We start from the raw sequence: 12,378 nt of genomic DNA on the forward strand, positions 1-12,378 counted from the left end.
CGGCTGCACGCCTGCTTTTGCGCCGCGGGCAAACCTTGGGTTGCCCCTGGCGAGGCAATCTTGAATAATTGCCAACTGAGAATTATTTGCAGATACTCATGAATCCCATCTCTGTTGGCCATCCGCGCATCCTTTCTATCGAAGACGACCTCGTGCTCGGTGCCTATGTCCATGAGCACCTGGGACGTTGCGGGTTTCAGGTGACCTGGTGCCAGAACGGCCAGGAAGGCCTGACCATCGCCCGCCAGCAAGCATTCGATGTGGTACTGATGGACATTCTGTTGCCGGGCATGGACGGGCTGAACGTGCTGACGCAGTTGCGCCAGAGCCATTCGACCCCGGTGGTGCTGATGTCCGCGCTCGGGGCCGAGGCGGATCGCATCAGCGGCTTTCGCCTGGGCGCCGATGACTATTTGCCCAAACCCTTCAGCATGGCGGAGTTGCGGGTGCGCATCGAAGCGATCCTGCGGAGGGTGGCGCTCGACCGGCGGCCAGCGCCTGCATCGGTCGCCCCCTCGGCGGACAGCCTGCGGTTCGATGATGAGCTGTTTGAGGTCTATTGCGGCGCCCAGGCTGCCGGCCTGACCCGCAGCGAGTATCGGCTGCTGGAAACGCTGAACCGCCATGGCGATGAGGTGCTGAGCAAGGCCTTCCTTTATCAGCATGTGCTGCAACGCGGTTATGCAGCCCATGACCGCAGCCTCGACATGCACATCAGCCAGATCCGCCGCAAGCTCAAGGTCATCGGCTATACCGAGCGGGAAGTGCGCACGGTGTGGGGCAAGGGTTATGTACTGAGTGCCGTCGATGAAATGGTCTGATCTGCCGGGCCGGCATTCGCTGTTCTGGAAGCTGGCGTGTCTGTTGGTGGCCTTCTGTCTGTTGATGATCTGGTTGAGTTGGTCCTGGGGCCGCTACATGGAGCAGCGCAACCAGTTCCTGTCGGATGACGCCCGGGCCACCCTGACGCGCTATGCCAGCGAGGCCGAGCAGGCCTGGCTCGAGCGCCAGCACGAGGGTGTCGATGCCTGGTTGCAGGGCATGCAACAGCGCGAAACGGGCTGGGTGGGCGTCATTGGCGGTGATCTGCAGTCGTTGAGCAGCCTGCCGCTATCGGACAAGGACATCCTGCGCCTGACCTTTCTGCGCGGCCTGGACTGGCCCGTCCATAAAAAAGGCCGGCCGTGGCTGCGGGTGCCGTTTCCCGGCGACTCGTCCGCCGGCAGCCTGGTGATCGAGTTGCCCCAGCGTTTCGTGCCCGGGCGTTATCGGGTGTTCTGGCGGGTGATCACCAACGGCGTCATCCCCGGCCTGTTTACCTTGCTGTTGTGCGTCGGGCTGTATCGGCTGCTGGTCGTGCCGTTGAACAATCTGCGTGAGCAAGCCAATGCCTGGCGCGCCGACCAATTGGGCGTGCGCCTGTCGCGCCGTACCACCAACCGTTCCGATGAGTTGGGAGAGCTCGGCCGAGCCTTCGATCACATGTCCGAACGCCTGCAAAGCACCGTGGCCCTGCAACAACAATTGCTGCGCGACCTGTCCCACGAACTGCGCACCCCGCTGAGCCGCCTGCGGGTGGCCAGTGAGAGCGAGCAGGGGCTTGAGCAGTTGCGCGAGCGCATCAACCGGGAAGTCGATGGCATGCAGCGCCTGGTCGAAGACACCCTGCAACTGGCCTGGCTCGACACCGAGCGCTCACCGCTGCCCGACGAAGCGATCCAGATCCAGGCGCTGTGGGAAATGCTCACGGAAAACGCCTGCTATGAAAGTGGCTGGCCTGCAAGCCAGTTGCAGTGCGCGGTGGATTCATCCTGTTGGGTGCGCGGCAATCTCAATACCCTGGCCCAGGCGCTGGAAAATATTCTGCGCAATGCCATTCGTCATTCACCCAAAGGCGGCGTCGTGCGTCTGGACGGACGGCGTGATGGCGACTTCTGGCATTTGTGGCTGGAGGATCAGGGCGGTGGGGTGGCCGAGGCGGATCTGGAACGGATCTTCTCGCCGTTCATTCGACTCGATGGTTCGCGGCCGGGGAATGGTGGATTCGGCTTGGGGTTGAGCATTGCGAGGAATGCGGTGCAGCGCCAGGGTGGGAGGCTTTGGGCTGAAAATACCAGTAAGGGGTTGCGGCTGAATATGCGGTTATTGGCTGATGCCGGTGGTGTCAGTGATGACGCCTTCGCGAGCAAGCTCGCTCCCACAGGATATATGGGTAGGCCACAAAAGGTGTGAGCGACTCTAGTACCTGTGAGAGAGGGCTTGGTCTGGGCGGCATTCCGACGAAGGGGCCCTGCCAACTGCCACCTTGCTGATTTTTGCCGGAACGTTCGCGAATTTCTGTACGACATTTCCCAAAGGGTTTTGCCGGCGCCTTGGAGCATTCTTGACGGGTTAAGCTCCTGCTTTTACTCATCATCAAGGATTGGGCATGAATTCGACCGATGTTCCCTCCGGCACAGTCGACGACCGCTTCAGTGAAGTGCTTGCGCTGATTCACAGTGCCAGACAGCAAGCGATTCAGGCGGTCAACACCCGGTTGATCGAACTGTATTGGCAGGTCGGTGCTTACGTCAGTCGCAAGCTGGAACGGGCTGAGTGGGGTGATGCGGTGGTCAGCCAGTTGGCGGAGCATCTGGCTCTGACGCAACCAGGGTTGCGTGGTTTTACCCGGTCGAATTTGTTCCGGATGCGCCAGTTCTATGAGACTTACCACGCTGAAGAGAAAGTCGCACCACTGGTGCGACAATTACCCTGGTCACACAACGTGATCATTTTCAGCCAAAGCAAACGCCCGCAAGAGCGGGAATTCTATGTACGTATGGCGGTTCAGGAGAAGTGGTCGAAGCGCGAACTGGAGCGCCAGTTCAAGGCTGCGCTGTTTGAGCGCAGCGTTACCCAACCGGCAAAAGCCTCTGCAGTGCTGAGACAAACTCATCCTGAGGCGCTGGAAGTATTCCGCGATGCCTACATGATCGAGTTTCTTGGACTGCCCGGCGGCCACGCCGAAACTGATCTTCATCTGGGATTGCTGGCGCGCCTCCAAGAGTTCCTCGTCGAACTGGGCCGAGACTTCTGCTTTGTCGGCTCCCAATACCCGCTTCAAGTCGGTGGGCGTGATTTCGCCCTCGATCTGTTGTTCTTCCACCGTGGGCTCAACTGTCTGGTGGCGATTGAACTGAAGGTCGGTCGTTTTGAACCGGAGTATTTGGGCAAGCTGAACTTCTATCTGGAGGCTCTGGATCAACATGCGCGCAAACCTCACGAAAACCCTGCAATCGGTGTGTTGCTCTGTGCCAGCAAGGATGATGAGGTGGTCGAATACGCCCTTAACCGTAGCCTGTCGCCGGCATTGATCGCTGAATACCAGGTCCAGTTACCGGACAAACAGTTGTTGCAGGCCAAGTTGCATGAGTTTTATGCCCTGAATATTGCACAGGGGGAGGGGACTGAATAATTCGCTTATTCCCATAAGCCATAAGCACCGTACTTTGCGTGATATGGCCTGCGAACGTTTGCCGGTATGATAGGCGCCCCCGCAGTCTGGATTGCGAATACGCCATGACCTTGCAGTACCCAACCATCGCCGATTGCGTCGGCAACACTCCGCTGGTCCGTTTGCAGCGCCTGCCCGGCGCCACCAGCAACACCCTTTTGCTCAAGCTCGAAGGGAATAACCCGGCGGGTTCGGTCAAGGACCGTCCGGCGCTGTCGATGATCACCCGTGCCGAGTTGCGCGGGCAGATCCACGTCGGCGACACGCTGATCGAGGCGACCTCGGGCAACACCGGGATCGCCCTGGCGATGGCCGCCGCGATCAAGGGTTACAAGATGATCCTGATCATGCCGGACAACTCCAGCGCCGAGCGCAAGGCTGCCATGACCGCCTATGGTGCCGAGCTGATCCTGGTCACCCAGGAAGAAGGCATGGAAGGTGCGCGCGACCTCGCCCAGCGCATGGAGGCCGAAGGCTGCGGCAAGGTGCTGGATCAGTTCGCCAACGGCGATAACCCCGAGGCGCACTACACCACCACGGGCCCGGAAATCTGGCGTCAGACCGAAGGCACCATCACCCATTTCGTCAGTTCGATGGGCACCACCGGCACCATCATGGGCGTTTCGCGCTACTTGAAAGAGCAGAACGACAACGTGCAGATCATCGGTCTGCAACCGATGGAAGGTTCGGCGATTCCGGGTATCCGCCGCTGGCCGCAGGAATACCTGCCGAAAATTTACCAAGCCGATCGCGTGGACCGGATCGTCGACATGGCGCAAAGCGAAGCCGAAGACGTGACCCGTCGTCTGGCCCGCGAAGAAGGCATCTTCTGTGGCGTGTCCTCGGGCGGTGCGGTGGCGGCGATGCTGCGCCTGTCCAAAGAGGTTGAAAACGCGGTGATCGTCGCGATCATCTGCGACCGTGGCGACCGATACCTGTCGACCGGCATTTTCGACGCGCCCAACTGATGGCCAAGCATGAGAGAGGCCTGCGCTTCCAGCCCACCGGCGGCAGCAAGGCCCCGCAAATCCCGACCGGCAAAAAGCAGCGCCTGACCATCGAGCGCCTCGCCAACGACGGTCGCGGCATCGCGTTTTTCGAAGGTCGCACCTGGTTCGTCCTCGGTGCATTGGCCGGTGAAGAGGTCGAAGCGCGGGTTCTGGGCGCCCACGGCAAAGTGGTCGAGGCGCGTACCGAACGCGTGTTCCAGGCCAGCGAATTGCGTCGCCCGGCACCGTGCCCCCATGCCGGTCGCTGCGGCGGTTGCAGCGTGCAACATCTGCCGCACGACGAACAGCTCGCCCTGAAACAACGCATGCTCGCCGAGCAATTATCGAAGGTCGCCGGTGTCGAGCCCGAGGAGTGGGCAGCGCCGTTGAGCGGTCCGGAATTCGGTTACCGTCGTCGCGCCCGGGTGGCGGTGCGCTGGGACATGAAGGCGAAAAAACTCGAGGTCGGTTTTCGCGCGGCGGGCAGCCAGGACATCGTTGCAATCAACGAATGCCCGGTGCTGGTGCAGCCGTTGCAGCCGATCATGACCCGCTTGCCGGAGATGCTCCGGCGCTTGAGCAAACCTCAGGCGTTGGGGCATGTGGAACTGTTCAGTGGTTCGTCGCTGGCGGTCTTGCTGCGGCACATGGCGCCGCTGTCCGACGCCGACCTGACGATCCTCAAGGATTTCTGCGCCTTCCACGGAGCACAATTGTGGTTGCACGGTGACGGCGAACCGCATCCGGTCGAGCCCGATCAGTCCTTGGGCTATCGTTTGGAAACCTGGGATTTGAATCTGGCGTACCGGCCCGGAGATTTCATTCAGGTCAACGCCGGGGTCAATGAAGCGATGGTCGCCCAGGCGCTGGATTGGCTGCAGCCAAAGGCCGATGATCGGGTGCTCGATCTGTTCTGTGGCCTGGGCAATTTTGCCTTGCCGCTGGCCAGGACCGTTCGCGAAGTGGTGGCAGTGGAAGGTGTGCAGGCGATGGTCGAGCGCGCAGCCAATAACGCCGCTAGCAACAATCTGCATAATACGAAGTTTTTTCAGGCCGATTTATCCCAGCCTTTGACCGATGCCGAATGGGCGCGCGAAGGCTTTTGTGCGGTACTCTTGGACCCACCCCGTGACGGTGCTTTCGAGGTCGTGCGCAAGCTCAAGTCGTTGGGCGCCGAACGGTTGGTGTATGTGTCATGCAACCCTGCAACCCTGGCGCGTGACACGGTCGAATTGATCAAACAGGGCTACCGGTTAAAACGTGCCGGGATTCTCGATATGTTTCCTCAAACGGCACATGTCGAGGCCATGGCGTTATTTGAAGCGAGCTAGGAAGGCTCGTCTGGTCCGACTGACCCGCCCGTGCAGCCGCGCACCAGCCCGACGTGGGTTCATGGGCTGCGAAGGTCAGCGATTTTGACGCATTGAATCTGCGTCGTAGGGAAGGTAAGCAAGATGGTACAGGTGAGAGCACACCAGCCGATCAACACCGACGGCAGTATCAATCTCGAGGCTTGGCTCGATCACGCGGTCAGTGTCGATCTGGCGCTGGATCGCGAAGCCTTGAAGGAAGCGTGCGAGTTCGCTCGCGCCTCTGAACAACAGGCCAATGCGGCGAAGAATCTCTGGTCCGAAGGGACCTCGAGTTTCCGCACGGGCCTCGAGATCGCCGAGATTCTCGCCGACCTCAAACTCGATCAGGATTCGTTGGTTGCCGCGGTCTTGTACCGCGGCGTGCGCGAAGGCCAGATCGAACTGCCGGCGATCAGCCAGCGCTTCGGTCCGGTGGTCGCCAAACTCATCGACGGTGTGTTGCGCATGGCGGCCATCAGCGCCAGCCTCAGCCCCCGTCAATCCCTGGTGCTGGGCACCCAGGGCCAGGTGGAAAACCTGCGCAAGATGCTGGTGGCCATGGTCGACGACGTACGCGTTGCGCTGATCAAGCTGGCCGAGCGCACCTGCGCGATCCGGGCGGTGAAAACCGCCGACGACGAGAAGCGCAACCGCGTGGCTCGTGAGGTCTTCGACATCTACGCGCCCCTGGCTCACCGGCTCGGTATCGGTCACATCAAGTGGGAGCTGGAGGACTTGTCCTTCCGTTACCTCGAGCCCGACCAATACAAGCAGATTGCCAAGTTGCTCCACGAGCGGCGCCTGGATCGCGAGCGTTTCATCGCCGATGTGATGAACCAGCTGAAAGTCGAATTGCAGGCCACCGGGGTCGACGCCGATATCAGCGGCCGGGCCAAGCACATCTATTCGATCTGGCGCAAAATGCAGCGCAAGGGTCTGGAATTCAGCCAGATCTACGACGTGCGCGCCGTTCGTGTCCTGGTGCCGGAAATGCGCGATTGCTACACCGCGCTCGGCATTGTCCACACGTTGTGGCGGCACATCCCGAAGGAATTCGACGACTACATCGCCAACCCCAAGGAAAACGGCTACCGCTCGCTGCACACTGCGGTGATCGGGCCCGAGGGCAAGGTGCTGGAAGTGCAGATCCGCACTCACGCGATGCACGAGGAGGCGGAGCTGGGCGTTTGCGCGCACTGGCGCTACAAGGGCACTGACGTCAAATCCGGCTCCAACCATTACGAAGAGAAAATTTCCTGGCTGCGTCAGGTCCTCGAATGGCATGAAGAGCTGGGCGACATTGGCGGTCTGGCAGACCAGCTACGGGTCGATATCGAACCGGACCGGGTCTACATTTTCACTCCGGACGGTCACGCCATCGATTTGCCGAAGGGCGCGACGCCACTGGACTTCGCCTACCGGGTACACACCGAGATCGGTCACAACTGTCGTGGTGCGAAGATCAACGGACGGATCGTCCCGCTCAACTACAGCCTGCAAACCGGTGAGCAGGTCGAGATCATCACCAGCAAGCACGGCACGCCGAGTCGCGACTGGCTGAACCCGAACCTGGGCTACATCACCACCTCGCGGGCGCGGGCGAAGATCGTTCACTGGTTCAAACTGCAGGCGCGGGATCAGAACGTCGCAGCCGGCAAGACCTTGCTCGAGCGTGAGCTCAGCCGTCTGGGCCTGCCCGCGGTGGACTTCGACAAACTGGCCGACAAGGCCAACATGAAGACGGCCGAGGACATGTACGCCGCGTTGGGTGCGGGGGATTTGCGCCTGGCGCAACTGGTCAACCTGGCACAGCAGCTGGTGGAGCCGGAGCGCGGCAACGAACAGCTCGAACTCATCCCGCGCAAGGCCACCGGCTACAAGCCGGGCAAGCGCGGCGATATCCAGATCCAGGGCGTCGGCAACCTGATGACACAGATGGCCGGCTGCTGCCAGCCGCTGCCGGGGGATGCGATCGTCGGTTACATCACCGTGGGCCGTGGCGTGAGCATTCACCGTCAGGACTGCGCCTCGGTCTTGCAATTGGGCGGGCGCGAGCCTGAGCGGATCATCCAGGTCAGCTGGGGCCCGGTGCCGGTGCTCACCTATCCGGTGGACATCATCATCCGCGCCTACGACCGGTCCGGCTTGCTGCGTGACGTATCGCAAGTGCTGCTCAACGAGCGGATCAACGTGCTGGCGGTCAACACCCGCTCGAACAAGGAGGACAACACCGCGTTGATGTCCCTGACCATCGAGATTCCGGGGCTGGATGCACTGGGGCGGTTGCTGGGACGGATTTCCCAGTTGCCGAACATCATCGAAACCCGGCGTAACCGCACGCCGTGATGGTCAGCGCCGATCCAATGTGGGAGCGGGCTTGCTCGCGAAGAGGGCGTGTCAGTCGACATCAATGTTGTCTGACACACCGCTTTCGTCGGAACGCCGCCCGGAGCAAGCCCGCTCCCACAAGGGTTTTGCAGTGAGAGAAATTGATGTACAGCCTTGAAGACTTGCTGCACCTGATGAACCGCCTGCGCGACCCGCAGTTCGGCTGCCCGTGGGACATCAGGCAAACCTACGCCACCATCGTCCCGCACACCCTCGAAGAAGCTTACGAAGTCGCCGATGCCATCGAGCGCGGTGATTTCGATCACTTGCAGGGTGAGTTGGGGGATCTGCTATTCCAGGTGGTCTACTACAGCCAGCTGGCCCGGGAAGAAGGGCGCTTCGAGTTCGCCGGTGTGGTCGACAGCATCACCCGCAAGTTGATCCGCCGCCATCCTCACGTGTTTCCCACCGGGGATCTGTACGCGCCGCTGGATGTTCCGCGCCTGAGTGAAGAACAGGTCAAGCAGCGCTGGGAGGAGATCAAGGCCGAAGAACGGGCGGAGAAATCCTCGGCGCCCGAACAGCTGTCCTTGCTCGACGACGTGCCCGCAGCATTGCCGGCGCTGTCTCGTTCGGCGAAGTTGCAAAAGCGCGCCGGGCAGGTCGGTTTCGACTGGCCTGATGCCTTGCCGGTACTCGACAAGGTGCGCGAAGAGCTCGATGAAGTGCTTGAAGCCATGGCCGACAATGATTCGGCTGCGATTGCCGATGAGGTCGGCGATCTGCTGTTTTCCGTGGTCAATCTGGCGCGTCATCTCAAGGTCGACCCGGAAACCGCCTTGCGCGGTGCCAACAGCAAGTTCGAAAGACGCTTCCGATTTATCGAACAGGCATTGCGCGACACCCACCGTCCCATGGAAGATTGCACCCTCGAAGAGTTGGACGCCTTGTGGGGCGAAGCCAAACGTCAGGAAAAGAATATGCCCAGCTGCGGTTGAGCAGTTGCCTAAGTGAGAAATAAGCACCATGAGCATTTCCCTTCGCGACCAGTTGCTTAAAGCAGGGCTGGTCAACCAGAAGCAGGCCAAGCAGGTCGGCAAAGAGAAACAGAAGCAGCAACGCCTGGCCCACAAAGGCCAGATCGAACTGGATGATTCACAGCAGCGGGCAGCTCAGGAAGCCATGGCCGAAAAGGTCAAGCGCGACCAGGAGCTGAACCGTCAGCAACAGGAGAAGGCCGAGGCGAAAGCCCGCGCTGCCCAGATCAAGCAATTGATCGAAGTCTCGCGCCTGCCGAAGCTGACCACCGAGGATTACTACAACTTCGTCGACGACAAGAAGGTCAAGCGCCTGTCTGTCAACACGCTGATGCGCAACAAGCTCAGCAACGGTTCGTTGGCGATCGTGCACCATGCCGGTGGCTACGAAGTGATCCCGCGTGAGGCGGCCCTGAAGATTCAGGAGCGCGATCCACAGCGTATCGTGCAGTTGAACGTTCACACCGAAGAAGTCGTCGCCGAGGACGATCCGTACGCAGCCTATCAGATCCCGGATGATCTGATGTGGTAAGCCGTTAAAGGCTGCAACAACGACAAACCCGCTCGGTTCTGTAGGAGCAAGCTTGCTCGCGATGGACGTTAACGATAACGCGTGTTTACCGGTTAAACGCGGCGCTCTTTCGGCCATCGCGAGCAGGCTCGCTCCTACAATTGCTTATGCGGAAAGCAGTTCGCGTTGCTGCTCCTGTTTCTCCAGTTCGGCCTTGTAGCTGTGGGCGTCGGTCTCAGAGTGAAACATCCCCACCAGCATGTCTTGTTGATGTACATCCCAGATCCGGATACCGGCGGCTACACCTTCGTGGGACTTATGTGAATCGTCGCGTTCAGTTACTTTTACAGTCATCTGCTAGCTCCAATCTCTGTTATCTGCAGCAAGGCGTGTGCAGGCCTTTGTTATATATTTTGGTAGCTTGCTAAGTAAATGGCAGAATTCGGCGAGGCATTTTTGCCAGATTTGCAAAAGTCCTGCAGCCCGCCAAACACGCGGCATTTGGTTGCAGGGCGTTAAGTTTCATGACAAAAGCTTCATGTTCGCGACGACAAAACGGCGAATTGAAACCGGTACCTGTAGGAGCCAGGCTTGCCGGCGAAGGCGTCTTTGGGTACGCCTTCGCCGGCAAGCCTGGCTCCTACAAAAGCAAATGCAAAATCAAAGGCACACAAAAACGCCCCGAACCAGTCGGGGCGTTTTTGTGTGCAGCAGAGCGGCGGGGTATTACTTGCCCGACCAGCGCTTCAGTACCAGCGTGGCATTGGTGCCACCGAAACCGAAGCTGTTGCTCATCACGGTGTTGATGGTGGCGTCTTCGCGAGTCTTGGTCAGGATTGGCATGTCTGCCACTTCCGGGTCCAGTTCGTCGATGTTGGCCGAACCTGCCATGAAGTTGCCTTCCATCATCAGCATGCAGTAGATCGCTTCGTGAACGCCGGCGGCGCCCAGGGAGTGACCCGACAGGCTCTTGGTGGAGCTGATGGCCGGCGCCTTGTCGCCGAACACTTCACGCACACCTTTCATTTCCATGACATCGCCGACCGGCGTCGAAGTGCCGTGGGTGTTCAGGTAGTCGATGGGGGCGTCAACGGTGGACATGGCCATCTGCATGCAGCGGATGGCGCCTTCGCCGCTTGGGGCGACCATGTCGTAGCCGTCGGAGGTCGCGCCGTAGCCAACGATTTCGGCGTAGATCTTCGCGCCGCGGGCCAGAGCGTGTTCCAGCTCTTCGACCACGACCATGCCGCCACCGCCGGCGATGACGAAACCGTCACGCTTGGCGTCGTAGGCACGGGAAGCTTTTTCCGGGGTTTCGTTGTACTGGCTGGACAGGGCGCCCATGGCGTCGAACAGGAACGACTGGCTCCAATGCTCTTCTTCACCGCCGCCGGCGAACACGATGTCCTGCTTGCCCATCTGGATCTGTTCCATGGCGGTACCGATGCAGTGAGCACTGGTGGCGCAGGCAGAAGCGATGGAGTAGTTCAGGCCCTTGATCTTGAACGGCGTGGCCAGGCAAGCGGAAACGGTACTGCTCATGGTCCGCGTTACACGGTATGGGCCGACGCGCTTCACGCCTTTCTCGCGCAGGATGTCCAGCGCTTCCATCTGGTTCAGCGTGGAAGCACCACCGGAACCGGCGATCAGGCCGGTACGCGGGTTGGAGACCTGCTCTTCGCTCAGACCGGAGTCGGCGATAGCGTCTTTCATGGCCAGGTAGGCGTAAGCCGCCGCGTGGCCGACGAAGCGAAAGATCTTGCGATCGATCAGCTCTTCGAGGGGAAGGTCAATGGAGCCGGAAACCTGGCTACGCAGACCCATTTCGGCATATTCCGGGTTGAACCGGATGCCAGGGCGACTTGCACGCAGGTTAGCGGAGACGGTCTCTTTGTCATTGCCCAGGCACGAAACGATGCCCAGACCAGTGATAACGACGCGGCGCATGCGGATAACCCTTAGAAGTTGTCAGTGGAGGTGAAAACGCCGACCCGAAGGCCTTCGGCGGTATAGATCTCGCGACCGTCGACAGTCACCGAACCATCGGCGATGGCCAGGTTCAGCTTGCCTTTGAGGACGCGCTTGATATGTATGTTATAGGTCACTTTCTTTGCAGTCGGCAGAACCTGACCAAAGAACTTCACTTCGCCCGAACCCAGGGCGCGGCCGCGGCCCGGCAGACCTTGCCAGCCAAGGAAGAAACCGACCAGTTGCCACATGGCGTCGAGGCCCAGGCAGCCTGGCATCACCGGGTCGCCTTCGAAGTGACAGGCGAAAAACCACAGATCCGGAGTGATATCCAGCTCGGCGACCAATTCACCTTTGCCGTACTTGCCGCCTTCTTCGCTGATCAGGGTGATGCGATCGACCATCAGCATGTTCGGGGCGGGCAGTTGCGCGTTACCTGGGCCGAACAGCTCACCGCGACTGCAGCGCAGCAGGTCTTCCCGGGTAAAGGCGTTTTGTTTGGTCATGCGAGCTCCTCAATAGTCCCGTGCGGCAGGTGGGGCAAATCTTCCCGGCCGGTCGAAGCATTCATGCCTCGAGTCAGCAGCCTACTCATAGACTATTGCGTTGTGGTGAAAGTCACAGCGCCAAGGACACGAATGTACACTTGTGCACTGAAATTTTTAATCAAGCCCCTTTTCGGGCTTGTTCGGGTGCCTAA

At 60.1% G+C, this 12,378-nt stretch carries 11 protein-coding genes; 8 read left to right on the forward strand and 3 right to left on the reverse strand.

Going from position 1 to position 12,378, the window contains the following annotated elements:
* Positions 1-98 precede the first annotated feature (98 nt).
* The 8 genes from PMA3_RS05930 (at position 99) to PMA3_RS05965 (ending at position 9,731) form a co-directional block, all read left to right on the forward strand.
* Positions 99-821 carry a response regulator transcription factor gene (locus PMA3_RS05930; RefSeq protein ID WP_064676295.1) on the forward strand — a complete coding sequence of 241 codons (723 nt, stop codon included), beginning with the start codon at positions 99-101 and terminating at the stop codon, positions 819-821.
* Entirely contained in the window at positions 808-2,232 is a 1,425-nt protein-coding gene (locus PMA3_RS05935; protein WP_064676296.1) for a sensor histidine kinase, read from the forward strand. The genes PMA3_RS05930 and PMA3_RS05935 overlap by 14 nt, the downstream gene beginning before the upstream one ends.
* 196 nt (positions 2,233-2,428) lie before the next feature.
* Positions 2,429-3,454, forward strand: coding sequence for a PDDEXK nuclease domain-containing protein (locus PMA3_RS05940; protein ID WP_064676297.1), 1,026 nt, complete (start codon positions 2,429-2,431; stop codon positions 3,452-3,454).
* Positions 3,455-3,558: 104 nt separating this feature from the next.
* Positions 3,559-4,461, forward strand: coding sequence for a cysteine synthase CysM (gene cysM / locus PMA3_RS05945; RefSeq protein ID WP_064676298.1), 903 nt, complete (start codon positions 3,559-3,561; stop codon positions 4,459-4,461).
* Positions 4,461-5,813, forward strand: coding sequence for a 23S rRNA (uracil(1939)-C(5))-methyltransferase RlmD (gene rlmD / locus PMA3_RS05950; protein WP_064676299.1), 1,353 nt, complete (start codon positions 4,461-4,463; stop codon positions 5,811-5,813). The genes cysM and rlmD overlap by 1 nt, the downstream gene beginning before the upstream one ends.
* Positions 5,814-5,936: 123 nt before the next feature.
* Complete coding sequence (gene relA / locus PMA3_RS05955; protein ID WP_064676300.1) at positions 5,937-8,180, forward strand: GTP diphosphokinase; 2,244 nt, start codon at positions 5,937-5,939, stop codon at positions 8,178-8,180.
* A 146-nt stretch (positions 8,181-8,326) separates the two neighbouring features.
* A complete protein-coding gene (gene mazG / locus PMA3_RS05960) occupies positions 8,327-9,160 on the forward strand; it encodes a nucleoside triphosphate pyrophosphohydrolase (RefSeq protein WP_064676301.1) in 834 nt (277 codons plus the stop codon).
* Positions 9,161-9,188: 28 nt separating this feature from the next.
* Positions 9,189-9,731 (forward strand): DUF2058 domain-containing protein, encoded by a 543-nt coding sequence (locus PMA3_RS05965; protein WP_064676302.1) that lies wholly within the window; start codon positions 9,189-9,191, stop codon positions 9,729-9,731.
* Between the two features lie 144 nt (positions 9,732-9,875).
* On the opposite strand, the gene PMA3_RS05970 is transcribed toward PMA3_RS05965, so the two are convergent.
* The 3 genes from PMA3_RS05970 to fabA all read right to left on the reverse strand — a co-directional run bounded on the left by PMA3_RS05970 (position 9,876) and on the right by fabA (position 12,184).
* The gene (locus PMA3_RS05970; RefSeq protein ID WP_064676303.1) at positions 9,876-10,064 is read right to left on the reverse strand and encodes a hypothetical protein; all 189 of its coding nucleotides are present in this window, start codon (positions 10,062-10,064) and stop codon (positions 9,876-9,878) included.
* 372 nt (positions 10,065-10,436) lie between these two features.
* Positions 10,437-11,657, reverse strand: coding sequence for a beta-ketoacyl-ACP synthase I (gene fabB / locus PMA3_RS05975; protein ID WP_064676304.1), 1,221 nt, complete (start codon positions 11,655-11,657; stop codon positions 10,437-10,439).
* A gap of 11 nt (positions 11,658-11,668) precedes the next feature.
* Complete coding sequence (fabA, locus tag PMA3_RS05980; protein ID WP_003179264.1) at positions 11,669-12,184, reverse strand: 3-hydroxyacyl-[acyl-carrier-protein] dehydratase FabA; 516 nt, start codon at positions 12,182-12,184, stop codon at positions 11,669-11,671.
* Positions 12,185-12,378: the final 194 nt, after the last annotated feature.

This window comes from Pseudomonas silesiensis, from assembly GCF_001661075.1.
GTDB classification, from domain to species: Bacteria; Pseudomonadota; Gammaproteobacteria; order Pseudomonadales; family Pseudomonadaceae; genus Aquipseudomonas; species Aquipseudomonas silesiensis.

What these genes read in the sequence shown, in the direction of transcription:
- relA (WP_064676300.1), top strand. Translation starts at nt 5,937, where the DNA reads ATGGTACAGGTGAGAGCACACCAGCCGATCAACACCGACGGCAGTATC.
- mazG (WP_064676301.1), top strand. Translation starts at nt 8,327, where the DNA reads ATGTACAGCCTTGAAGACTTGCTGCACCTGATGAACCGCCTGCGCGAC.
- PMA3_RS05935 (WP_064676296.1), top strand. Translation starts at nt 808, where the DNA reads ATGAAATGGTCTGATCTGCCGGGCCGGCATTCGCTGTTCTGGAAGCTG.
- PMA3_RS05970 (WP_064676303.1), bottom strand. Translation starts at nt 10,064, where the DNA reads ATGACTGTAAAAGTAACTGAACGCGACGATTCACATAAGTCCCACGAA.
- PMA3_RS05965 (WP_064676302.1), top strand. Translation starts at nt 9,189, where the DNA reads ATGAGCATTTCCCTTCGCGACCAGTTGCTTAAAGCAGGGCTGGTCAAC.
- rlmD (WP_064676299.1), top strand. Translation starts at nt 4,461, where the DNA reads ATGGCCAAGCATGAGAGAGGCCTGCGCTTCCAGCCCACCGGCGGCAGC.
- PMA3_RS05930 (WP_064676295.1), top strand. Translation starts at nt 99, where the DNA reads ATGAATCCCATCTCTGTTGGCCATCCGCGCATCCTTTCTATCGAAGAC.
- PMA3_RS05940 (WP_064676297.1), top strand. Translation starts at nt 2,429, where the DNA reads ATGAATTCGACCGATGTTCCCTCCGGCACAGTCGACGACCGCTTCAGT.
- fabB (WP_064676304.1), bottom strand. Translation starts at nt 11,657, where the DNA reads ATGCGCCGCGTCGTTATCACTGGTCTGGGCATCGTTTCGTGCCTGGGC.
- cysM (WP_064676298.1), top strand. Translation starts at nt 3,559, where the DNA reads ATGACCTTGCAGTACCCAACCATCGCCGATTGCGTCGGCAACACTCCG.
- fabA (WP_003179264.1), bottom strand. Translation starts at nt 12,184, where the DNA reads ATGACCAAACAAAACGCCTTTACCCGGGAAGACCTGCTGCGCTGCAGT.